Consider the following 26,300-nt stretch of genomic DNA (forward strand, 5'->3'; position numbering starts at 1 on the left):
TCTTGCTCGCCTTTTCATTTTTTATAATTTGTAATCACCAATTGCTTGTATTGGATTTTGAAGAATCATGTTGATTAATCCATGGATGTGATTTAATATTTCCTGTATTTTCTCTGCTTCATATACCGTTTGATCAAATCCAAACTTTATTGTAAGTTTTTCTTCAGGGAAGCACATAATTCCATACTTTACATGTGGCTCATCAACAACTTCGTAATCCGTGATAGCAAAATGTCTGTTCTCATTTGAAGAAAAGATTGCTGGATTAGTTGGATAGTTTTCAAAAACCCAAAGATGGTCAGTCAACTCAGTTTTTAATTCACTTTGCTTTTGTATATCAACAAATGAATAGTATGCATACTCATTACATTTCAATGTCTCTAGTTGTACCTTTTGCAGAAAATCCACAAAAGATTGCGTTTCTGTCCATGCTAATCGGATAGCCAAAACATTTGTGAACAGACCGAACATATTTTCAATTCCTTCTACTTCGGGAGGTCTGACTGATACTAGATTAGGCAATACTACTTCTCTCGTTCCGTTAAATTTGCCAAGCAATATTCCCCATACAGCTAGTAATGCCGTATTCATAGTTATATTATTTTTAGTTACAAATGTCTGTAACTGATTAGTCAAATCCTTGTCTAATGTTAAATCCATAAAAGTGAAGTTTAACCCTTCACTTTTAGATGGGACTTTCTTTTTAGGAATACTAATTTTCTGATTGTATCCTGATAAATAATCTCGCCAAAAATGACGTGCTTTCTCATGATCTTGTGCCAAAGTCCAATCTATGAATGTTTCAAAAGGTTTTACCATAGGTAACTCCGCCGTAGTTCCCGCATTTGTAGTTTCGTAGAGCTGGAATAATTCGTCTATCAAAATGCTGACGCTCCAACCATCACATAATAGATGATGGGAACTCCAAATTACCTTATGCTCGTTATTACCTAGTTGGAATATACAGAGACGGGTCATAAGTTCACCATTTTTAAATCCTTGACTTAAATTTTCATTCATCCACTGATCTAGGAATTCTTGCTGTTCTTGTTTCGTCATCTCAATTAAGTTTTTTATTTCTGAATTTATTTGAACATCATATAGAACAGCTTGCCAAGGTTTTGCTTGTTCATCTTGCACAATTATTGTTCTTAAAGAATCATGACGATCAACTAATTGTTGGAAACACTGAATAAAGAGTTTAATATCCAGCTCCCCCTCAAGTGCCCAAATTGTTTGTTCAAAATATGCATTTGTATCAGGTTCATTCGTAGCGTGCTCATAAATAACTTCCTGGAAAGGTGCTAACGGATAAATACGTTCTATTTTTATATCCGGCATTTTTTCTTGTATTTTGGTAAGTGTATGTTGATTAAGTTGTTTATCTTTAACATTTAGTAATATAGCTTTATTATCGTTCATTATATTTACATCATTTGTTTGTGAACTTGAAAACTGGTCTAGCTTTTTAACAAATTGAACCATGTCCCTTAATATAGGAAATGAAAATAGATTTTTTGGTTCAAGCTCGAATCCTTGTCGATATAGTCTAACGGACACTTGAATCGCTTTTATCGAATCTCCACCTAAGGCGAAGAAATGATCATTTACTCCAACTTGATCTATTTTGAGTACTTCTTGCCAAATACTAGTTAATATTTTTTCCATTTCAGTTTTTGGGGCAATAAATACTTCATTTTTTTGTTTCTCCGGAGTAGGAAGCGCTTTTCTATCTAATTTCCCGTTTGGAGTCAGGGGTAATTGTTCCAAATAAACAAAATAAGAAGGAATCATATAATCTGGCAAGTGATCTCGCAAATGCTTTCGTAGTTCTGTTGTACTAATATTTTGCTCAGTTACCACATATGCAACTAAAAATTTTATTCCGTTCTCATCTGTTTGATCAATTACGACAGCATGTTCGACTTGTTTATAAGTTAGAAGACAATGAGAGATTTCTTCTAACTCTACTCGATATCCCTGAATTTTCACTTGGTAATCTTGGCGGCCTAAAAATTCAATATATCCCTCAGAATGCATTTTTCCACAATCTCCTGTTTTATATATAAGACCAAAATCAGGATGTGACACAAACGCTTCATTTGTTTTCTTTTCATCATTTAAATATCCTTTAGCAAGGCCCACTCCCCCGATATATAAATCTCCAATTACACCAACAGGGCACATTTTCTTTTCATAGTTCAACACATAATACGTTTGGTTTGCCAAGGGCATCCCGTATGGAATACTATTCCAATGTGATTCCACCTGTTTGACCGGATAATAAATTGACCAAATCGATGCTTCTGTTGCCCCTCCTAGTGAAACTACTTCTGCAATCGGAAAATGTCTTTTTATTTTTTCTGGTAAAGAAAGCGGAATCCAATCTCCACTATGTAAAACTAAACGTAAAGAAGGATATTCAAAATGAGAACCTACTTGATCCAATGCCAAATCCATGATTGCAGGCACTGTATTCCAAATTGTAATCCCTCTACGTTCAACAGTGCGGATTAATTCTTGCATGTCTCTCGGATCACGAATCATTACTAACATTGCACCTGTGCTTAAAGCTCCGAAAATATCGTATACAGATAGGTCAAAACACATGGAAGAGATACCAATAATACGATCATCTTCATTCACCTCATATTTTTGATTTATGTCTTGAATAGTATTTGTAACCGCTTGGTGAGTAATAATTACTCCTTTTGGTTTTCCTGTACTTCCTGAAGTGTATATAATATAGGCAATATCTTCTGAACCAGCAATAGCGGGCATATCTTCTGTTGTATAAAATGACAAATGATTTTCTTCATAAAGACTAGGTTCTAATAAAAGCTTGCATGAGCTATTTTTTAAAATATATGTTTGGCGATCTAAAGGATGATCGGGATCAATCGGAACATAAGCGGCACCTGATTTTAAAATACCTAACATATTAACAATTGTGTCAACTCGCCTTTTTGCTAAAAGACCCACTTTGTCACCTAGACCAATACCTTGCTCTTTTAAGAAGTGGGCAATTTGATTAGAACGTTTATGAAGTTCCGAGTATGTTAACCATTCTTGTTCAAATACCACTGCTACTTCATCCGGCGTACGTTTTACTTGGTCTGTAAATAATTGATACAGGGTAGTTGAAGGTATTTTTTCTGTTGTTTCATTGTATTGCTTAATTAGAGTTTGATCCGATTCTTTCATCTGCAAAGATGTTATATCGCTTTGTTTCACCAATTGTTCCAATAAGTCAACAAATTGGGAAAACATTGCTTCTATTACATCAACATCAAACAACTCTTCAACGTAGTTCCAGCTAATTAATAACTCTCCATTTTTTTCAATTACTACATTATCCAAATACACTTGTGGAGTCCGAGCATGAATATAGCGAAGAGAACCAAGTTGTTCCCAAGAGAAAGCACCTGCACCTGCTAACATCGAGGTGAAAACGATTGGCATAACTGCTTTTGGCGTCATTTGATGATATCGAGTAAAATCTCGAATAAAGTTAACTCCATCGTAATGACGATGTTCAAGGCCATCTAATAAAGTAGCTTGCGTTTCTTTTACTCTAGTAAAGAAAGTTTGCTCTGATTTTACATCAACATCCAATAAAATAAGTGATGTGAAATCTCCAACAATCTGTTCTACTTCATCATGAACAGGATAACGGTTAAATACAGTCAAGTTAATTGCTAATCGACGTTGATTACTCCAATATGCCAACACATCACCATATATTGTACAAAGTAGAGCGGAAGGCGTTACCTCTTTCTCTTGTGCTAACTTTCGTAGCTTTGTCCATTTTTTATTATCCAGGATTTTTGTAAGTGATTGGAATTTAGGAGTAGCAATCTCTGCTGGATCCTTTTTTAACAGCAAAGAAGGTGCAAAAGGAAAGTCAGGAAGCTTACTTGTCCAATAATCTTTTGCTGTTTTATATTCTTCGCTTTGTTCCATTTCATCATAGATAAACATATAATCTTGAAAATCAAAAGATAAAGATTCTAATTTTTGATTTGGTTTATAATAATAATGCAACAAATCCTGTCCAACAATGTTCATGCTTGCTCCGTCCATTAATAAAGCATCGTATCGAAAACATAATAAATACGTGTCTTCTTTTAAAAGAAAAGCTTTCAATTCAAACAAAGGCCATTGCCCCAAAGGGAATACATGGTTAGTCATTCGAGAACGCTCTTCTTGTAAGCGAGCATTTTGATTCCTATCATCTAAATCTATGAGACTCACTATTTCAATCTCGTAATCAGGAACGCTTTGTAATATTTGCTGTTTTCCCTCTGGTAAAATTACAGCTCGCAACATTGGATGACGATGAATTACCTTTTGAAAACTTTTTGAAAGACGATTGATATCCAATGCTGTTTCATATTCAAAATATGTTTGAGGTGAAATACCGCTTAATTCAAACTGTGAATTCCGTCCTATCATATACGCTGTCTGAACTTCTGTTAAGGAAAATGGCTTAGACAAATCTTTAACATGAGTTGGTCTACTTTCAAGGTTTTCCTCTTTATGCTCTAACTTTACACAAGAACTCAATTGAGCGATTGTGGGGTGCTTAAAAAAATCTGTTGTACTTATTTTTAAGCAGTCTTTTCTTAATAAATTAATTACCTGAAGTGCTTTAATAGATTCTCCTTTTAATGCAAAAAAATTATCATGAATACCGATTCCCTCAATCTCCATAACTTTTTCCCATGCCCGCACTAATTTTTGTTCAATTTCATTGCGCGGAGCAACGTATGGAATTGATACATAATCCGTTTGTGTTATATCCAACAATCTTTTTCTATCTACTTTTCCATTTGGATTCAATGGAATCTCTTCTACCTGAATCATTTTTTCAGGAATCATAAACTCAGGTAGTTTATCACTTAAATATTTTCTGATTTCACCAAAAGACACCTTGTTATCCGATACATAGTAGGCAGCTAATAATTTCCTATTTCCATACACTTGATCAACAACGATAGCCTGGTTTATTTCTGGATATTCCCTTAATCGAGTTTCGATTTCTCTTAATTCAATCCGATACCCCCGAATTTTCACTTGATGATCCATTCGACCTAAATATTCAAGTTCTCCATTAGGCAACCAACGAACGAGATCACCTGTATGATACATCATTTCCCCTGCCGCAAAAGGACTCGGTACAAACTTTTCATCTGTCAGTTTATTTTTACCAAGATACCCTCGTGCTACCGCTACGCCAGCAATGCAGAGTTCACCGGGAATTCCAAATGGTTTTAATTGGCCATACTTATTCAATATATAGGAATGATAATTCGGGTTAGGTTTGCCAATCGTAACTTCTTTGGAAGTGCTCAAGTCTTTTACTGTTGCGCAAATGGTTGTTTCTGTGGGACCATAAATATTTAAAATTGTTGCTTCACTGATACAACGAATTTTTTCAACCAAATCAATGGAAAATGATTCTCCTGCTAATAAAATAGATTTTAAATCTTTTAGAAAATTTGCCCCTTCTGGATCACTCAAAATCACTTCCATTCGCGATGGCGTTGATTCCCATAAATCCACCTTATGTTTTTTGACTAAAAGAGCCAATTCTTTTGTTGCAAACTGGTCCTCTGTAGCAATTACTACTTTTGAACCTTGCGTTAAAGGAAGACATATTTCTAACAAGGAAATATCAAAAGATACACTAGCAAGAAACAAGAATGATTGATTAGCCTTTACTTTTTCTCTCATTACATTTAAAAAATGAACTAGCGATTTTTGTTCGATCATTACCCCTTTTGGATTTCCTGTCGATCCTGATGTGTAAATAACATAAGCCAAATCATTAGGATTATGTTCTCGTACTAAATTACTTTCTTCACCTTGGAAAAGATATTCTTTATCAAGATACAGTACTTCACCCGCAAATTGCGGCAATACTTCCTCTGTTCGCTTACTAAGTAAATATTTTGCTTGACTATCTTGTAACATATATTCAATTCGTTCAGTTGGGTAGTTAGGGTCGATTGGTAAATACGCTGCTCCTGCTTTTAAAATCCCCATCATACCAATAATCATTTCTAATGACCGATCTACCATAACGCCAATAATACTTTCTTTTGAAACACCTTTACTTTGAAGAATAGAAGCCAATTGATTCGCTTTCTTATTCAATTCTCTATATGTCAAAGATTGATCATTACAAACAACAGCAATTTGATCTGGAGTTTTTAATACTTGCGCTTCAAACAAATCTTGAAATGATTGAAACAAATCTATGCCCGTTTGAAAAGTATTCAATCCTTCTAACAACTCTTTTTCTTCTTCTGCAATAATACAAATATCTTTCAATGCCAAATTCGGATTTTGTGAAACTTGCTTTAAAACATAACAATACGAATTGGCAAACTGTTGCAAAGAAGAGAATGAACGGGACTTGCAAGAAATTTGAAATTCAAATTCATTATGTATTTCATTCCATTTTCTTCGTATCCATAGGACTAAATTATTCTCTGCGTATTCTTCTAGCGAATTTTCATTATGTAATCCTTCCATCCCGATTACAATTTGAAAAGGAGTTAAATTGTGTTTAACTAATAATTCAGAGAGCGGATACTCCTGATTTTCATACCCGATTAAAGTCGTTTGTTCAATCTCATTTACTAATTGTTTAAAGGTGTGATGCGGATGGATTTCACTTCCTAAAGGAATCAACTTATTAAGATTCTCACTTTGTTCAAGATTCTTTTCAATTATAGGAATACCAATAGTAATTCTTTCTTGATCTGTATAATGTGCCAAACAAACCCTTAAAGCGGCTTGAAACCAGCTAAATAATAATAAATCTTGAGACTTACTTATTTTTTGTATACTTTTACTAAATTCTACATTCACTATGACTTGAACGTACTCACAAGGTATTTCTTTATTTAGTTGGTAATCGCTATTAAATTTAAATACAGAAAAATCGAGAATCTCGGAAGATAATTGCTCCTTCCAAAACGCTTCTACTTCTTTATTTTCATGAATCGAACTTCGATCTTTAATGTGCATTTTTATCTTTATCCCCCTAATATTCATTTCTTCTACTCGTTAATTTTTAAGCCAACTTCAAGCCCATGGAGAAACACTTGATGATTATCCAAACATAAAAATTGCTGAATATCTTCAAATTTCATATGACCAACTGAACAAACCCCTAAATTTAATGTCTCAGCAACCATATTTAAGGTAGCAGTGATAATGCCTGACTCAATACAAGCAAATAAATATCCATCTGAACCGTATTTCGGGATGGAAGCGTTCGCATTATAAACCAAATAAACTGAGAAGGCAGATTGAGTAAATAAATCCTGATTAATTAACTCATGATCACTTTTGATTACTTGATCAATGCTATTTACAATCACAAGACTATTTTTTGATGGGTTATAATAATAAAATCCAGCTTTCATACCCTCTATACGTTTTGGTTTTACATAAACAAAGATATCAATGGGATAGAGCCCGCCTGCACTTGCGTAATGATAGTATATTTTTTCTTCCCTAACCTGTTTTAGAGTTGATAAGAATCGGGAAAATTCCGAAAAACTAATATGTTTTTCCATATCAAATTGACGACAAGATCTACGTTCCTTGATTATAGTAGGTAGCTCATTTGTTGTTTCAAGTTGAATTTCGGTCGACCGTGCAGCAACGTGCGTGCGATTTAATTGTTCACTCATATACTTATCTAACTTTTCTTTAGAAAAGCGAATCTGGTTGCTATATGGATTTGAAAAAATCTTTTCTTGTGAAGAAAATACTTCTCTTGGGTGTAATATGTTACTTACTAACACACGATTTTTTATCATGAGCTCTATGTTTTTGTGTGTCTCTTCTACATTTCCTAATGAAAAGCGCTCTACTAGTTCACTGATTTTCACACCTTTTTGAGCCATAAAATAAAAATCAGGAAACCACTCAGACAGAATACCTGTAAATCTCATTTCCCCGATTAAAACTTCATTATGCAACTTCTCCCAATGCTTAATCGGAGACCAGTAATAAATTTTCTCGCTCATATAACCCTCCATAAACGTTTAACTTATTTTTGAAATGCAATTTTCTAATCTACAAAATTTTTTTTAGATTCTGCTCCTTGTCTCATAGTGATTATAAATACATGCACTTTAACGAAACTTGAAAATAATGAAATAACTTTTTCTTCATTAAAATTTTTTATTTCATCATAAAAAATGATTTTTTTTTGGATATTTCACATCCTTTCCCATAGTAATCCTATAAGGTATAAACCATTTATAACATTGAGAATATTCATGTATTTCCAATGTGAAATTATTGTAATGGATTGGAGAGCGGTTGAATATAGTTATTAAATCAAATAATGTTGAGAAAGTTTTATTTATTATATCGATAAAATTTTATGATGTAATTTATTACAAATAGATTAAGAAAAGAGTTTTAAATTTTTCTTAATCAGTTAGTGTGAAAATATCACATACTATTACATACAATCGAGTTACTTACATTTCATATTCAAAATAGAGAAAAGACACCATTCAAGGTGTCTTTTCTCTATTTTAATTCCATATACTTTTTACGCCTTTGTTATTTTTAAACGATTTGTAGGAATTAATACAACTCGAACATCTAGTTCGTTATATGTTCGAATATATAATAAACATTATCTGAATTACGAATGTATTTCAGATAATTTTATAAATAAACTCAAAGATATCTTCTTCTCCTACTGCCATAAAAGAAATAATCTATTGCTTATTTCTTTTATTAAATTGTAATATAATTACAGTATGTGAAATTATATTACATTAACTTTAAAAGCGAAGTGAGAATAATCTTCACTTCGCTTTTTTCATTTGCAATCCTTGTTAAATTTGCTCAATGCAGTATTTATTTCCACATTCTTCGCTTTTATTTAATCGGTTTCTCTGTTTTTAAGACAAATGAACTTAATGCAGGAACTTTAATTTTATTGTCATGGACAACATAAAGTGGTTTACTTCCCGCCTGCTTGCTGTCTACTAGTACTTTCCAAGGCCCTTTCGATGGAAGTGTTATTTCAACAGCTTCTCTATTTGCATTGTGAGCCACTGTAAAGTATTCATTTTTATTCCCCTCTATTGTATAAGCTACAGTATTTTTCGGAGCATCAATAAATGATACGTTTGTTTTTATTTGCTCTGCAGATGTCATTCGAAAAGCTGAGTACTTTTTGCGTAATTCTATTAACCCCTTCATATAATCTACTTCATTATTAAACGTTGCACGGCGCATCCAATCCATCTGGTTAATTGAATCTGGAGATTTGTAACTATTATGATCACCGTATTTCGTCCGCATAAACTCTTGCCCTGCATGTAAAAATGGAATTCCTTGTGATGTTAATAAAATTGAAGAAGACAATTTGTGCATTTGTTTTCGCACTTCTTCACTGTCACCTGAATTAGTTAACTCAAGTTTATCCCATAATGTATGATTGTCATGTGCTTCCACATAAGTTAATACCTGTTCCGGATCTTGATAGGTAGACGAATTTGTATCGTAGTCAATACCTGCCGTAATACCTTTTTTAATACGATCTTCCATGTTTTCCTTTCCATTTATAAAACCATTTTCCTTTTCCTCAAATACACTACCTTTCAACCCATCACGTATATTATCGTTAAAATGAGCAATCCCTTTCATTTTCTCTGCATTTTTTTGATTTGCTTTCAACTCAGCTGCAAGAGGTGTATTTAAATCCCATCCTTCTCCGTGTAGTATAATAGAAGGGTCAATTTGATTAACAGCTTTACGTATTTCATTCATCGTTTCATAATCATGAATACCCATTAAATCGAAACGGAATCCATCTAAATTGTATTCTTTTGCCCAATATGTGACGGAATCTATCATAAATTTCCTCATCATTTTTCTTTCTGAAGCAGTATCATTTCCTACTCCAGTTCCATTTGCAAATGTTCCATCTTCATTGTAACGATAATAATAACCTGGAACTAACTTATGAAAATTAGATTCAGCAGCGTTATACATATGGTTATATACTACATCCATCACTACTCGAAGATTATTATCATGTAGTGTTTGAACCATTTGCTTTAATTCAGTTATTCGCACAGTCGGCTCATAAGGATTTGTAGAATAGGAGCCTTCTGGAACGTTGAAATTTTTAGGATCATATCCCCAGTTATATTGCGGTTCATTTAAAGTCTCTTCATTTACTGAAGCATAATCAAATATCGGTAAAAACTGAACGTGAGTAACACCAAGGTCCTTTATATGATCAAGTCCTGTTTTTACACCTCCTGGCCCTTTTGTTCCTTTTTCTGTTACACCTAAATACTTCCCTTTCTGTTTAATACCACTTTCAGGTTGAATGGAAAGATCGCGTACATGTAACTCATAAATAATAGCATCTTCCGGATTTTTAAATTTTGGCTTTTTGTTTGCTTTCCATTTTTTCGGATTTGTTTCTTCTAAATTAACGACTGCACCTTTATCCCCATTTACAGAAGCAGCACGCACATATGGATCAACCGCTTCAGTCCACTTATCACCAATTTTGACCTTATACGTATAAAAGAGCCCTTTTTGGTTCCCCTTTAGTTCTGCTGTCCAAGTTCCCTTTTCACCTTGTTGCATGTTTATTTCAGTACCTATTTTATCGTTCCAGTTTTTATATGTAACTAACTTCGCTTCGCTTGCAGTAGGAGCCCATAAACGGAACTTTGTATGTTGCGCGGTATATGTATTTCCTAAATCGTTACCACCATAATAAAATAAATTATCAAATTCCTCGCTACGAATGACTTTACCAATTTCAGTATTCGTATCAGCTAAGTTTTCAATTTTAACTTTGTATGTTTGTTTTAAATCAATTTTCTGTTCCGTAATTATTTTAACCTTATTAGTAATATCTCCACTGTTTGTATCATACGGAGTAATATTTTTAATTTTAATGCCTTCAATTTCAATTTTCTTTTCCTTAATATGAAACGGGACATTAGTCGTTACGGTAATTTCATGGAAACTATCAATAGTTGCTTTTTGAATTGAGAGATCCGATGAAGGTTTAGAATTATATACTTTTTCATCACCCGAAAGAATCCATACTTCAGCACGACCGTCCTTTATATTTTCAATCCAACGATCCCCACCATCTTTTTCCCATTCATTTGTTCGAACTATAAATCCTACACGATTATAGTCACCGTCTATTTTTATCTTAGCGTATTTTCCAAATTCATCTTTACCAGTAAATTCATAAGATGTACCATTTGCATTTTCTCCCCATAACCAAAGATTCCAGTTTTTTGTATTTCCAAGCTTCTCTTTGTAGTGAATAATGACTTCAGTTGTTTTAGAATTTGAAACTGCCTTCACACTCTGAAAGGAGAAAACAGATGATAACATAACGATTAAAGTAAGTAATAAAACTGTTTTGTTAATTAATCTTTTTGTAATTTGCACCACATACACCCTTTCTTCAAATATTACTAACGATTTATTATGCTTTCACTGAATAACACTGCTTAAATTAATCTAGAAATCTCTTTTACTTCACCTCCATATTGGCTATTTTCACGTATGTATTTCAATGACCTTTTAATACGAAAGCGTTTGCATTAATGCTTAAAAAAATAGATTTGTTTATGCCTTCATATATTTGTAAATACTAAAAGATCAGGGAAATCATTTTAAAGCAATCGTTTGTTATCGCTTTCATTTTATAGACTTTCTATCAAGAGGTCAATATATTATTAATTTTCTGTTTTTATACACTTTAAACCTTATTGATTTGTCACTACTTCTTAAAGAGAAAACGCCTCATTATTGCTTAGTCAGTTTATTTTCAATAATACATTGCTAAGTAAAAAAACAGCTAATATCCTTAAAATGATATTAGCTGTTTTTCATAATGTATTAATATATGAATGAGAACTATATTTCTAAATTACTTAATTTTTGCTGCATCAAATGCTTTTTGAACTGCTTGAACTTCAGCTGTATTCGCACCATATTTATTAGTTGCCACTCGAATACATGCTGATCTCAATTCTTTGAAATTAGAAGTCATGTTTAACTCATCTGTATTTGCATAATAGAAAATATCAAACATTTTATCTTCACCAATTCCTTTAACAGTTACTCCGTTATGAGTTCCGCCTTTTGCAATGAGATACGCAACTTTATTAATAATACTTGAATTAAAATGAACACCGCCTTGATCCCATCCATTAAAATCGTTAAATTCACTGTAATCATCTGGATAAGGTACTCCTAGTGAAGATGGAACAGAAGCTGGGTTTTCCATATCACGGAAAACAGATCCTGTTTGTTCTCCCATTGTCCAGTTAAAGTTTCCATTATTTACGTATTTCTCAATAGATGTTCCCATAATATCAGATAATGCCTCATTAATCGCACCGGATTCCCCGTAATATTCAAGATTAGATTCGCTAGAAGTAACAGCATGTGTAAATTCATGTCCAGCTACGTCATATGCTTTAACAATAGGATCGCCATATACAAGCATACTTCCATTATTAGCACTTAATGCATTCTGCCAATTTTTCGGATCATTCGTCTCTTCAGAATCCCAAGCGTGTACAACTGAAACTACTTTTTGTCCCTTATTATCAAAGCTATTACGCTTGTATTTATCTTTATAAAAATCAAATACTTTTGTTGCTAAGTAATGAGCGCTTACTGCTTTTGGATCGTTAAATGTTGCCGAAGTACTAGTCGCTAATGTACCAGGATAATAGCTTTCTTCTTTAGTAATATCTCTGTAATTCACATCATATGTTTCAATGCCTTGCCCTCTTGTATAATCAGCAAGAGCATATTTGCCATTACTTTGTTTAGAGATACCAAATGAACGAGAAATACCTAAATCATCTTTTCCTGTTCCAGTTAATGATGTAAGACTGCTTTGTTTACTTTTCTTTAAAGCTCCAACTAGTTTGTCACTGGCTTTTAAGTTAGATTCTTGTACCATATTTTTTAACATATCACCATTTTGTGCATTTATTAAATAAGTACCAGAAACATAGGTTGGTGTTGCAGCTTCAAAGGTAACTTGGTATGCATTTTTAGCTTGTCCATTATTTTCATCAACAAAAATAACCTCTTTAACTTCTGGCTCAGAAATAAACTTGATATCGTTCCCGTACTTCGTATAAATAAATTGTTTTGCTTCATCTTTTGATAGATTAATAGGTTTTTTCAATTCTTCTTGTTTTAAATTTTGCGCGCTATCACCTGAAACACTTTTAATAACACCCTTATTATCTACGTGTGCAGTTAATTGATGGCCATATACTTCTTTTCCTTCGTATGTTTGCTGCATACGCACAAGTGTAGTTCCATCATACGAACCACGTTTTTGAAGGACTTTATAATCTACCCCTGCTTCTCCATTGACTTGTTTTTGGGACAGAGCTTGCTCTGTTTTCTCCTTAAGTGCATCCTTTACTACATTTTCTGGTGCCTTTTGTGACGGCTGTGTAAGTTCACCCGAACGGAACGATTCCTCTTGAATTTGAACTTGTAGTTGATCTGTTTCCTCTGCATGACCTACGCCATATGGTGCCACAGCTGTTAAAGCTAATCCTGTTGTTAATGCTACCTTAGTTAATGTCTTTTTGTTTTTCATTATTTCACCTCGTATAATTTTTGAAATAGAAAGCTTGTACAAAGTATACTGTCTATTCCTGTCGGAAAAAAGAGAAAATACGAAATTTATGTAACATTATGCAAAATTACATAAATTGTGGTCAATATTATAAATAATGAACGGAACACATATGTACATTATTTTGAATAAAAGAGAATCCTGATAGACACTCATCCAATTGGTTAGTTATTAATTATCTATATTCATTCTAATAAAAGTATACTTACATCTAAATAACAACATAAAAACCCACTCTTTACTATTGTAAGAGTGGGTTTCATACTATTAAAATAACAATTACTATAAGAAACCTTATAATTTATATTTTTTTAGTAATCCTATTAAGTTTTTTATAAAATTCACCTTTTGTCTTTGCATGATTAAACTCATTTGGATTAATATTTGCTTTTTGTGCGAGTGCTACAATCTCTTCTTTTGAAATTGAGTCTTTCGTATTTATAGATGCTATATTTGTGTATTTTCCGTCTTCTGTTTTTGGAATTTCTAAAATCCCTTTATTCACAAGATCAACTACAGCCTTATGCTCTGAAGAATGTAAATCTACACCAGTAATTTTCCAATTACGCATAACTTTTGGTGTGTATACACCGTTCTTTACCTCTTTTAAATATGTAATAGCAAGGTTACGAATGGTTCCACCAGTTTCTCCAAATGCATTCTCTTGTTTAGATGACCAAATTTGTTCAAACTTACGCCCCTCTAAAGCTCCCCCTTTTGCCTGAAGAGCCTCCATTCTATATGCATTCATTCCCAGCGTCATAACATCGCTCGTTTTGATTGGTTTGTTTGTACGAATAGAGCGTAAATTTGTAATTCTACTTCCATATGGTTTTGTTAAGTCAATTTCGTATTTTACGCCTCCAAAGAAATCGTTCGTACTGTATTTAGATGCACGGCGGGTTTTATCAAAGCTAACGGTTACATCTCCGGCACGAGATGAGTTAAAATATCCTGCTGCCCATTCCATATAGTCTTTTAAATCTTTTCCAGAAATCTTATATACTGTAATTTCTCCCAAGGCATATTGGTAATTGTACGCAATATCTTTTTTCTTAATAGGACCTATATCCAAACGGGCATAATCATTATCAATTTGATGGGCTACTACATCCGCTTTACTGTAGTAGAGCATGACTTCATGAAAGAAATCTGATAAAGGTGTTTCTTGAATCTGAACACTTGGAATACCTTTTATTTCATTTTCAGGAACAAGATTTCTCCCCTTTAATTGAGCGACTACAACATTTGCATCTCCTCTCGCATATTCGTGAAAAGGTGTTAATGTTTCTTCAAGTGTAGGATCAGATAATATCGTTGTTCCATCAGCATTTTTTACAGGTATAGCGGTAGCAGTTTTATCTTTTAAAACCAATTTCCCATCTTGCTTTGTAAAAGTAAGGTCAATACGTGAAATATGTGTTCCAAATTTATCTGGTTCTGTAATAATTACGCCATTTACAACTTCTTTTTTTACAAGTTTATGCATATGAGCCGCAAAAATAGCGCTTAGTTCCGGACAAGCATTTGCAATATCTTGAACACCAGTACCAGGGATACCATTCTCATTTTCTAATCCCATATGCATAACTCCTACCATTACATCTACTTTACCTTCTAATTCCTTAATTGCCTTTTTCGTCTCTTCTACCGGATTTTTCACCACTAAACCATCTAAGTGATCTGTCCCTTTTTCAAAATCACTAATCATTGGTGTATTCATACCAATAATCCCAACTTTAATTCCACCTTTTTCTACAATTGTATATGCAGGAAGAAAGCGCTCTCCATTTTCCTTATAAATATTTCCTGCTAACGTTTTTCCCTTATATTGCTCACTAACTTTTTTCAATGTATCTAATCCAAAATTGAATTCATGATTTCCAAATGCCCAGGCGTCATATCCCATTGTATTCATCGCTACCATCATTGGCGATTGTGGTTTATCGTTGAATAATTCTACTGAGTTTCCTTGAATTGTATCCCCAGCATCTACTAATATGGTATTTGGATTTTCTTGACGGACCTTCTTTATAACTGTATAAAGCTGCGTCAAACTTCCACTCATATTTGCTCCATCAAGCGCATAATCCCAAGGCATAAATCTACCATGAATATCTGCAGTACCTAACAATGTGATATTAACTTCAGATTCCTCAGCCTTAGAGATAGGTGGTTTGACTATTACTGCTGTTCCAAGCAGTAATAGAATTACAAAGTAACATACATAGTTCTTCCATTTCATTTTTTGCATAATAATAATATTTCTCCCCTTTTTGTACTTTCATAAAGTTGCTTGAACTTTAAAAATGTAACTTATTATTCAGGAAACTTCAACTACAAAAGATAATTTTGAAGGTGGTTCTGTTGCAAAATAAAGAGAATAAATTGCATACATCCCCTAACAGAATTGTATTTTATCGTTTCCTGACAGAATACCCCTTCCTTAAGCGTGTGAAGAGTACTGTCAAAATACGGACATATCATTCATCATCATAAAATCATTATTTCAATTTACTAAAATTCGCATATAAAATATGTTATGATGATTAATTTTTTGAATTTCATTGTCGAAGTATTTCCTTCTCAATGAAAATACTTCCAAAAAAATAACCCCGCTCTTCATTTAAGACGGGGTTACACTTATACAGAAAATTGGATAGTTTCATATTTTCTTAAGCTTATTGGTCACTTTCAACTAATTTCATTCTATTTTTTTCTTCTGAATCAATATGAATCAACCGTTTCCCCTGTTTATAATACGCATCAATAAATAGGGAATGATTTTTACTCTTCAATTTCACAAAGCAATTTTATCTCTTTGATTTGTTCTATATGACGCTGTTCATGCAAATAGATCAGTTCTATCCACTGATCAAGGGATAATTCTCCAAGAGCTGGATGCATCACTGCTTTTTTCGCTAATACAGACTCATCTTCTATTGTACTCAGGAAACGCATCAATTCTTTTCTTGATTCGTTTAGCATATTGAGCATTTGCTGCACTTCAAATGGTTCTATACTTGGTTCAATCATTTCTGGGGCTATAAACTTTTTCGTTCTATCTAATAAAATAGTGTGAATTTCTTTACGCTCATTTTGGGTACTATCTAACTTTTTTAATCCTGATGAAATAACTGTTATAACTCTCTCATCTAATAAAACTAAATGATGACAAACTTGTGCAATACTCCATTTATCCTTATCTGGTTTCCTATTAAATTGAGCATCACTCAACAAAGAAATTTCCTCAACTAATTGTTTTCTCGTTTCATAAAACTTGTCATTTACAAATGTATCCATGTGGATTCTCCTTTCATTGCAACCTACATACTTAAATTCCTACGCTAGAAATATTATCTTTGAAAAAAGATTTTCTTTCACTACTATTCCAATTTCATTTTAAAACCACAAATGAAGTTATTTGTTTTTTATATCTTTTTAATTGGCACAAATAAATCAACCTTTAACTTTCCTTCTAGATCTTCAGCAACATTATTTAAGCAAAACTCTAAATTATCTCTATCATAATCTGCATCATACTCACTATTTGGTAGCCACTCTGCATACATGTATTGATACGCTTCACTTAATTTATGAGGTTCATCATAGAACTGGCATAGACCATATATACCTCCATCTAATCTTTTAAATTGCACATCATGATACTTTTCTTTATCGAAGTTTTCAGGAATCGTAACACATGCATCATGCCGGCACTTATGACTTGCAACAAGTTCAGGATTATCTAATGATATTCCGATAAATGATTGCTCTGGTGGATAAAGTTTATTTTCAATTGACCAATTTAGTAACTTTCCCCAGTGATCTTGTGGTTCAAAGTAGCTACCAGTTCGTCTTATATATGCTACTTCTAATGGTGGTAATTTTTTTATAAAAACTTTCATTTACATCTTCTCCCCTATAAATATGTACACTGTTTATTTAGCTTTCTTTAAATATTTATTCCTTCTTAAATAAAAAGAATCCTCTAATCACATGAATTTTAATTGAAATACAATTGATTACTATTACTACTACTAAAGTAGTATGTACTTTCATACTTTTATTTGATTTTAAAGTCTTTTTAAATCGATATATTGATTGTAAGAAAATAAAAAGGTGGAGGATTTTAATTGATTAAAGGAATATACGAAGCGCATTTACCAGTATAATGTCCTATCAATTTATCATTAAATAAATGTAAAAAACGACCCTATTTATTCATTTTTAATGCGTATGTATGTACATTTGTTAATTTATTCGATATATTATGGGTATTGAATGATTACGTAAAGTGTATAGGTCGCTTATATAACACCTTATATTTTTATATCCGTGAAAACTACAAAGTGTATGAAAATCCATTTGTCAAATGAATTTAGTGTGGAAGGAGGTTTGTGGTTACTTCATAGGGTATAATAATCAGTTTTTTACTGATAAAAATATAGGAGGCGACATAATGTTTCGTACGATTTCAAATTTCATGAGAGTAGCTGAGATAAGAAGGAAAATCCTTTTTACACTAGCGATGTTAATCGTTTTTCGAATTGGCACGTTTATTCCAGTTCCTCATACTAACGCAGAGGTATTAAAAGTACAAGATCAAGCTAACGTTCTAGGTATGTTAAACGTATTTGGCGGAGGAGCATTGCAACACTTCTCAATCTTTGCTGTAGGTATTACACCATATATTACAGCTTCCATCATAGTACAATTACTACAAATGGATGTTATACCTAAGTTTTCGGAATGGGCAAAGCAAGGAGAAATGGGCCGTAAGAAATCAGCTCAATTCACTCGATACTTTACAATCATTCTCGCATTCATACAGGCCATCGGAATGTCTTATGGCTTTAATAATATAGCAGGTGGACAATTAATAACAGATCAAAGCTGGACTACATACTTATTTATTGCGACAGTTTTAACTGCAGGTACTGCATTTTTACTTTGGTTAGGCGAACAAATTACCGCTAACGGAGTTGGTAATGGTATTTCGATGATTATCTTCGCAGGTCTCGTTGCTGCGATTCCAAATGTTGCAAATCAAATTTATTTACAACAATTCCAAAATGCTGGAGATCAGCTATTCATGCACATAATAAAAATTGTTTTAATTGGACTCGTAATTTTAGCGATAGTTGTTGGCGTTATTTACATTCAACAAGCTGTACGTAAAATACCGATCCAATATGCAAAAGCTGTTTCAGGAAACAATCCATATCAAGGAGCAAAAAACACTCATTTACCTCTTAAAGTAAATAGTGCTGGTGTTATACCAGTTATCTTTGCTTCTGCATTTTTAATGACGCCACGTACAATTGCGCAGCTCTTCCCTGATTCAAGCGTATCAAAATGGTTAGTTGCAAATCTTGATTTCGCACATCCAATTGGAATGACACTTTATGTCGGTCTTATCGTTGCTTTCACATACTTCTACGCATTTATTCAAGTAAATCCTGAACAAATGGCTGAGAATTTGAAAAAGCAAAATGGATATGTTCCTGGTATTCGTCCTGGTAAAGCAACTGAACAATATGTAACTAAAATTCTATACCGTTTAACATTTATCGGTGCAATTTTCTTAGGTGCTATTTCTATATTACCGCTCGTATTCACGAAAATTGCTACGTTACCACCTTCTGCTCAAATTGGTGGTACAAGCTTACTTATCATTGTCGGTGTAGCACTAGAAACTATGAAGACGTTAGAAAGCCAGCTTGTAAAACGTCATTATAAAGGCTTTATTAAAAAAGTGAATTAATTATAAAAAACACAGTTGGTTATTTTTCCAACTGTGTTTTTTATTTTATCAGTCCTGTAATATACAGGGCTGTTGCTTTATGGAACTACATCTCCTTCTCTAATAACCGCCCTTTTTTGAAATAAGTCCGTAGTGTTGAACGATTGGCCAAAAATACACCAATCAATATAAGACAAGCCCCCATTCCCATTGTAGGATTTAAAGGTTCTCCTAAAATGATATATCCCACAATTATTGCAATTAATGGTGATACATATAACCACGTCGATGGAAATACTGGATTTGTTTTTGATAAGAGCCAGTAATATAATCCGTGTCCACCAATCGATCCGATAAATATGAGATATAAAATAGGCCATTGCACACTCCATGAAGTTAATACGGTTACATTTGGTTGTTCTACAATAATAGATGCGATTAGTAGTAAAATCCCTCCATAAAACATTTGAATACCGTTAATAAGAAATGGTGATACATTTGATAAATCTGACAGTATTTCTTTCGAACGAATAGAGCCTATTCCGTAAAATAACTCCCCTATAACTAACACAATACAAGCAATACTCCATATGAAACTTACTTGTTGATGCATTCCTGGTAAAGAAACAAATATAACACCTGCTAGTGCAATAACTAAAGCAACGAGTTGTTCCTTTTGTAATTTCTCCCTATTCCTCTTTGCTTGTATTAATAAAATCATCATTGGTCCCGTAGCAGAAAGAACAGCAGCTAATCCCGAAGAAATATATTGTTCTGACCAATATAAACTTGCGAATGTCATAAATGTTAAACAAAATCCAGCATACATAATGCGTTTTGAAAATATATGTGGCATAATTTCTTTTCGCTTTAATTTAAAAATAATCATAAGGATTATGCCCGCTAAAAAGAAGCGAATTCCTGCTGAAAACAACGGTGGCGCCCCTGCTTCAATTCCAATTTTTATCGTTAAAAATGTTGTCCCAAAAATAATACATACTAAAATGTAATTAAAAATGACCATTTTGCTTCCTCCTTTTTACTCTTAGAATGAGTATAGAGGCTATGGTGTATAACAGTGTATCGGTACATATAACAGTTACTTCAAGTTGTAGTTGATTCCCTATATATTTTTCGCTTTAATTAAGTTAAAAAGAAAAATAGGTGAACCTATGAAAATTGTATTGCGTAAAGAAACAAACATACCGTATTACAAGCAAATATATATGCAAATTGTTGACAGAATACAAAGTGGTATGCTTTCACATGGTGAATCTCTTCCTTCTTTACGTTGTATGGCCACAGATTTACAAATCAATGTATTAACAGTTCGTAAAGCGTATAAACAGTTAGAAACGAAAGGGTATATACGCATCGAAAAAGGAAAAGGTGCTTACATATATAAACGGGTAAAGAAAGATTTCAAACCAATTCCGTATAAATGGCAACAAACGAAAACGATTAATGTTATGCGTTCTCAATATGCAATGAATAAGCACCGTAAATATTATAATTTTTCACAAGCAATTCTGTATCCTCGTCTGTTACCAAATCCATTTTTGGCAGATGAAATGCATAAATTGCTGGATAAAAATCCGATGTTGTTAGCAACTTATGGGCCAGTTCAAGGCGATTATGAATTGCGAGTTGAAATAGCAAATTACTTAAATGAACACCAGAAATTAGTGACAGACCCATCTCAATTATTAATTACAAGCGGAGCACAACAAGGAATTGATTTAATTGCTCAAACATTATTAAAACCTGGAGATATTGTATTAGTAGAAAGTCCATGTTACAGTGCTGCGCTTGATGTTTTCATCAATAAAGGTGTTCAAATCATTCCCGTTTCTCTTGATAATCATGGAGTTCGCTCCGACTTAATTGATGATATTTGTCAAAGTAAAAATCCCGTTTTATTGTATACAAATCCAACCTTCCAGAATCCGACAGGTACAGTAATGAGTAAAGAACGAAGAATGGAACTTATAGAACTAGCGGAGCTATATCAATTTTTTATCATTGAAGATGATTCTTTCGGAGAAATATATTTTGAGGATGCTATAATCCCGCCCCCAATCAAAAGTTTTGATAAAGATGGCCACGTAATATATATAAAAGGATTTAGTAAAACGTTAGCACCAGGACTGCGTATCGCAGCACTTATTGCCGATGGCCCTATTTTTGAATGGCTATATGCAGTAAAAGGTTCGATGGATATCGGTAGTCCTTTATTAACACAGAAGGCACTTCTACCATTTTTACGTGCAGAACGTATGAAAAACCATTTAGAAAAATTACGTACAGCTTTACAAATGAGACGTGATTTAACAATTGATATATTGTCGCCATTAAAAGAACTAAACTTTGAAATACCAAATGGAGGTTTTAATTTATGGGTGACACTGCCTGATTCGATAGATCCCTTTACCTTATTACAAAAAGCAAATGAAGTAGATGTCTCTTTTTTACCAGGAACGGCTTGTCTATTAAATTACGAAACAAATGATAACCAATTAAGAATTAGCTATTCAATGTTAAACGAGAAAGATATGGAAATTGGATTAGAAAAATTACACGATACAATACGAAACAGTATTTGTTAGAAGTAATATCACAATAGCTAACAATAAATAATACCCGCAAATGAAAATGTATAGTATGGGATATTATTTATTGTTGAGCTTTTTCGTTATTCTGAACAACCGGTTTTAAAACTTGCCTTTCTTTTAATTCTTCAACACTACCATATTGATCAATAACAATTGCTTTCATTTCCTCTCCTCCTTGCTGTTTATTTTAATAACATACAATTATTTCTCAAAATTTTTTTCCTTGAATTAACATATAATTATTTTTGGGGGTAATTATGCAAGAAGCATTATAAAGTGAAACTTTAATCAACCCTCGCCAATTGGGCTTTTTCGGGCAGTTGGTCCCCTCCCAACCTCTTTACTTTCCCTGAATTTTGAGACGGGACTCTTACTGACCAGCAAATAGCGGGATGAATTCCAATACGAATCTTACACACATCTTAGAATCATCCAAAACTGTTTTATTAATTAAATTCAAAAGAAATGGGGCTAACTATATGAGTGAAAAGATATTTAAAATAAACGAAATTGATATATGTACAGAAAGCTTTGGAAACCCTAAGAACCCTGCTATTTTATTAATTATGGGTGCTACATGTTCCATGGTTTATTGGGATGAAGAGTTTTGTGAGCTGTTGGCTAGTACGGGGAAGTTTGTTATTCGCTTTGATAACCGTGATGTTGGACGCTCTGTTGCCTATGAACCTAGAACTTCCAATTATACAGTAACAGATATGGCTGAAGATGCAATTGGAGTACTAGATGCTTATCATATTGATAAAGCTCACCTATTTGGTATGTCATTAGGTGGTATGATTGCTCAAATTGCCGCTGTAAAACATCCCGAAAGAATTTTGACGCTAACTTTACTAGCGACTAGTGTAATAGGATCTGATGACAATACTCGCGATTTACCTCCAATGGATGAAAGGATTTTAACACATCATGTAAATGGCACAAGTATAGATTGGACAAATAAAAATGATGTGGCAGAGTATTTAGTTTCAGGATCTCGTCTATTATGTGGATCAGAACGAATATTTGATGAAAATAGAGTTTATAAACAAGTAAAACAAGAAATAGAACGCGCAAACAATTTATTAAGTATGTTTAATCACGCTTTACTTCAAGGTGATGATGCATATGAGGGTGTACTTCACTCCATACAAGCACCTACATTGGTTATTCACGGAACAGACGATACAGCACTCCCATTTGAACATGGCCTCGCACTAATTGATGAAATTCCAAACTCAGTGCTATTAACTCTTAAAGGGGCCGGCCATGAAAACCATCCAGATGACTGGGAAAGCATAATTAATGCTGTTTCTAAACATACATCTAAAATTTAGATAAATAACTAATGGAAGGGGCACAAATTGTATTGTGCCCCCTTCTATTTACAAACAAAACCCCATCACTGTATTCGTATGTATAGTGATGGGGACTTCTTATATTTTTCTATGTTTAAAAAAATGGACAATCTAATTGATCAACAGATTCCCATAATTTTTTTTTTGCATTTTCGGTGGATGTATTTGTGTCTAGTGTCATGTTTTTAAAAGGGTTTACCTCGACTTTTAATAAGGATGAAGGCTCCACATATAATGAGAAAACATGGCTGCTTGGTAAAGCTTTAGAAACGTCAATATCTCCTACTTGTTTAAATAGTTGCTGCGCAGCAAAGAAGAAGAAATTAGTTGGATTTGATTGTTTATTCAGCCACGCAAGCATTTCAGGTGATACCGATTTATGAATATTGATTTTTACTCGATCACCACGTTTATATCGCCTAGATCGCATACTTCCACCAACTAACTTATCGTTAAGTTTGTAAATCCTAACTCTTTTTGCTTATGCTCTCTATATTTTGGCGAACAAGTATAGACTAATAATCCTCGTGCATTTGTAAATAACGGATTATCTACAAAGATTACATTTTTGAGTCGTCCTTTTTGCTTTAAAATCATTTTTAAACTGTTTTTAATAATTACTGCACCCCCGCCATAAATAAACACGTATGGATCGTCTTTCATATCATCAATTTTATTTATAATATCTGTTGCAACACGTGCTGCTAAACCTAATAGTGCTGGCTGTGATTCCTCAACTAATAATGTATTTCTCGGATGCTTATCATTTAAATAAATTTGATTGAATTCTGTAATACTATCAATCGTTTTAGTTGGATACTTCCGGTTCCATCTCGTAATGATTTGTAGTAACGTCTCTTTTACACCATAAGATAAACCTTTACTTAGTTGCGGACGGAAATTCACCCCTAATGAAACGACTTCTTCTGTCGTCCCTGCGCCAATATCAAAAGAGAGTAGAGTTTTATCTACAAAATCAATTTCAGAAACTTGATTTTGCTCACATTCTATTTTATGTTTCACAACATTTCCTTCTTCATCGTATACAATGCCCCACGTCCCAGAAGCACCCTCAGGCAGGCATTTACAATACTCAATTGAAACATTAATTGTCACATCGCGTCCGTTCGGATAATGGAAAATAACCTTATGATTTCCCATATAACGTTTTGCATTTTCAGCAGCTATTTCTTGTGTAATAAGTTGCATAGGAAGAGCGACAGATAAATCATAACGAATATTAATATGGCTAGAAGTTGGACTTTGACGCATAGCGCTTACCGCCAAACCTGATAGTATTGTAATAACCATTAACTCATCCGTTGACTTATTTGATTTCTTCTCTACCTCAGTACCTTTTAATTGATCTTGAATGACTTTTTCTCCAACGATGTATCGTACATTATTTAGCATTAACGATGGCGAACTTATAGTCACATCAATGTGGTTTTCTAATTCAGATAATGAAACATCTACCTCATCTAAGAGTCCTGTAGGCTCACCTATATATAAAGAATAAATACTCGGAATAAAAATAGGGTCTTGCCCTTTCACCATTAACTTCAAACCGTTGTTTCCTGCATCTGCACCAGCTTTTAAAAGTATAGACATAACTACCCCCTAAATTAATCTGACATCCCTTCCAAATATATGCGAGCCCATTCTTTTACATTCAAATGTATTGTAATTTTTTATTTATCATAGAACTAAAATATTACATACTTACATATTTCATGTAAAAAGTATTTGACATGATACTTTTCCAATTTTATACTTATATTTGTAAAGAGTTTTTTACAATCGAGGGGGCAATTATTTATTGAATACTAAAAAAACTATTTTTATAATCATTGTTTTAGCATTAATTGCAATACTAGTACATGGCACATATAAATACATAACTGAAGGTTCTATTTTGGGCGGTACGATTTTTGCTATTTCGTTAATACTTAGTAATTTAATTAATTACATTACTTGGGGAGATCCCCACGGTGTATCAGAAGAAAGTCAAGATGAAATGGGACAACAAATTACATATAAAAGCTTTAAAATTGCATATTTTGTGCTTGTAGTTGTAATGTTCCTTATATTAATCTTCTCTGAAGGATTTTCTATGGGGGCTAATTTAGATGGAGTAAAAAACCTCCCTCTGTTCATCGCAATTTGCTCTTCATTCTTTATTTATCCTATTGTCGAACTCGTAGTTGCAAAACAATATAAATAAAAAGATGAGGTTTTCTACATGTAGAAAACCTCATCTTTTTATATTTACATACCCTCTACAATTGCTTTTAATTTGTTCACAGTCCGCCAATTCCTAACTGTAGCTGGTGTATGTAACTTCTGAAACTGGTTCATTAATTTAGAATTTCGAATGCTATTTTTGAAAAACAAATAAACGACCTTCTCATCTATATAGCAATCTTCAAGTTCACTTTTAAATATAAGCAATTGACTACTCTCTTCTTCAGAAAGTACATTAGCTAATAAAGCAATATGAACACTTTCTCCTTCTAACAATGAATGAACTTCATACGGACATTGCTTAATAATATTTATAAATTCATCATGTGTTCTTAGCATGACTGGAACATCGAAATCAAATTCATTTTTTATTTCCATTTGTATTCGGTCTTTTAGAAAGTTTATATCTTCCTCAGATTCGAACACTATATTACCACTTTGTATATACGTTTTCACTTGTTTTAACCCTATTGATTCAAACACTCGTTTTAACTCAGCCATTTTGATTACTTTATGTCCACCGACATTGATTCCTCTTAGTAATGCAATATAAAGTGTCATACTATTCCCCCCACAATAAAATGAACTTATCAATTGAATCGATTTTCCCACTCATATTTCTCGGATATTTGTTTTAA

General features: G+C 33.1%; 15 protein-coding genes. 4 read left to right on the forward strand and 11 right to left on the reverse strand.

Annotation, left to right across the window (positions count from 1 at the left end; genetic code table 11):
* Nucleotides 1–21 precede the first annotated feature (21 nt).
* The 7 genes from NST86_RS13720 to NST86_RS13750 all read right to left on the reverse strand — a co-directional run bounded on the left by NST86_RS13720 (nucleotide 22) and on the right by NST86_RS13750 (nucleotide 17,613).
* Nucleotides 22–7,038: a non-ribosomal peptide synthetase gene (locus tag NST86_RS13720; protein WP_140159022.1), complete on the reverse strand. Its 7,017-nt coding sequence runs from the start codon at nucleotides 7,036–7,038 to the stop codon at nucleotides 22–24.
* 32 nt (nucleotides 7,039–7,070) lie between these two features.
* Nucleotides 7,071–8,048 (reverse strand): SagB/ThcOx family dehydrogenase, encoded by a 978-nt coding sequence (locus NST86_RS13725; protein WP_016110111.1) that lies wholly within the window; start codon nucleotides 8,046–8,048, stop codon nucleotides 7,071–7,073.
* 871 nt (nucleotides 8,049–8,919) lie between these two features.
* Nucleotides 8,920–11,478 carry a type I pullulanase gene (pulA, locus tag NST86_RS13730; protein WP_086423210.1) on the reverse strand — a complete coding sequence of 853 codons (2,559 nt, stop codon included), beginning with the start codon at nucleotides 11,476–11,478 and terminating at the stop codon, nucleotides 8,920–8,922.
* Nucleotides 11,479–11,962: 484 nt separating this feature from the next.
* On the reverse strand, nucleotides 11,963–13,666 hold the full coding sequence (locus NST86_RS13735; RefSeq protein WP_000791444.1) for a M4 family metallopeptidase: 1,704 nt from the start codon (nucleotides 13,664–13,666) through the stop codon (nucleotides 11,963–11,965).
* 340 nt (nucleotides 13,667–14,006) lie between these two features.
* Nucleotides 14,007–15,959, reverse strand: a complete 1,953-nt coding sequence (locus NST86_RS13740) for a bifunctional metallophosphatase/5'-nucleotidase (protein ID WP_016118041.1) — start codon at nucleotides 15,957–15,959, stop codon at nucleotides 14,007–14,009.
* A gap of 533 nt (nucleotides 15,960–16,492) precedes the next feature.
* A complete protein-coding gene (locus tag NST86_RS13745) occupies nucleotides 16,493–17,008 on the reverse strand; it encodes a DinB family protein (protein ID WP_000379372.1) in 516 nt (171 codons plus the stop codon).
* Nucleotides 17,009–17,136: 128 nt separating this feature from the next.
* Nucleotides 17,137–17,613 carry an AraC family transcriptional regulator gene (locus tag NST86_RS13750; protein WP_086423209.1) on the reverse strand — a complete coding sequence of 159 codons (477 nt, stop codon included), beginning with the start codon at nucleotides 17,611–17,613 and terminating at the stop codon, nucleotides 17,137–17,139.
* Between the two features lie 554 nt (nucleotides 17,614–18,167).
* On the opposite strand from NST86_RS13750, the gene secY reads away from it, so the two are divergent.
* A complete protein-coding gene (gene secY / locus NST86_RS13755; protein WP_000490131.1) occupies nucleotides 18,168–19,472 on the forward strand; it encodes a preprotein translocase subunit SecY in 1,305 nt (434 codons plus the stop codon).
* Between the two features lie 85 nt (nucleotides 19,473–19,557).
* Here secY and NST86_RS13760 read toward each other — a convergent pair whose 3' ends face one another.
* The gene (locus NST86_RS13760) at nucleotides 19,558–20,475 is read right to left on the reverse strand and encodes a DMT family transporter (RefSeq protein WP_000234333.1); all 918 of its coding nucleotides are present in this window, start codon (nucleotides 20,473–20,475) and stop codon (nucleotides 19,558–19,560) included.
* Nucleotides 20,476–20,623: 148 nt separating this feature from the next.
* On the opposite strand from NST86_RS13760, the gene pdxR reads away from it, so the two are divergent.
* Both pdxR and NST86_RS13770 read left to right on the forward strand, forming a co-directional pair.
* Nucleotides 20,624–22,057 (forward strand): MocR-like pyridoxine biosynthesis transcription factor PdxR, encoded by a 1,434-nt coding sequence (gene pdxR, locus NST86_RS13765; RefSeq protein WP_086423208.1) that lies wholly within the window; start codon nucleotides 20,624–20,626, stop codon nucleotides 22,055–22,057.
* Between the two features lie 485 nt (nucleotides 22,058–22,542).
* Nucleotides 22,543–23,397 (forward strand): alpha/beta fold hydrolase, encoded by an 855-nt coding sequence (locus NST86_RS13770; protein ID WP_001290766.1) that lies wholly within the window; start codon nucleotides 22,543–22,545, stop codon nucleotides 23,395–23,397.
* A gap of 115 nt (nucleotides 23,398–23,512) precedes the next feature.
* Here NST86_RS13770 and NST86_RS13775 read toward each other — a convergent pair whose 3' ends face one another.
* Nucleotides 23,513–23,848, reverse strand: coding sequence for a hypothetical protein (locus NST86_RS13775; protein WP_001257760.1), 336 nt, complete (start codon nucleotides 23,846–23,848; stop codon nucleotides 23,513–23,515).
* A gap of 11 nt (nucleotides 23,849–23,859) precedes the next feature.
* Nucleotides 23,860–25,029 (reverse strand): ParM/StbA family protein, encoded by a 1,170-nt coding sequence (locus NST86_RS13780; protein ID WP_000025622.1) that lies wholly within the window; start codon nucleotides 25,027–25,029, stop codon nucleotides 23,860–23,862.
* A 208-nt stretch (nucleotides 25,030–25,237) separates the two neighbouring features.
* Between NST86_RS13780 and NST86_RS13785 the strand changes: the two genes are divergently transcribed.
* On the forward strand, nucleotides 25,238–25,642 hold the full coding sequence (locus NST86_RS13785) for a hypothetical protein (protein WP_001093144.1): 405 nt from the start codon (nucleotides 25,238–25,240) through the stop codon (nucleotides 25,640–25,642).
* 44 nt (nucleotides 25,643–25,686) lie between these two features.
* On the opposite strand, the gene NST86_RS13790 is transcribed toward NST86_RS13785, so the two are convergent.
* A complete protein-coding gene (locus tag NST86_RS13790) occupies nucleotides 25,687–26,223 on the reverse strand; it encodes a DUF1697 domain-containing protein (RefSeq protein WP_086423207.1) in 537 nt (178 codons plus the stop codon).
* Nucleotides 26,224–26,300: the final 77 nt, after the last annotated feature.

This window comes from Bacillus sp. FSL L8-0199, from assembly GCF_038005705.1.
Taxonomy (GTDB): Bacteria; Bacillota; Bacilli; order Bacillales; family Bacillaceae_G; genus Bacillus_A; species Bacillus_A cereus.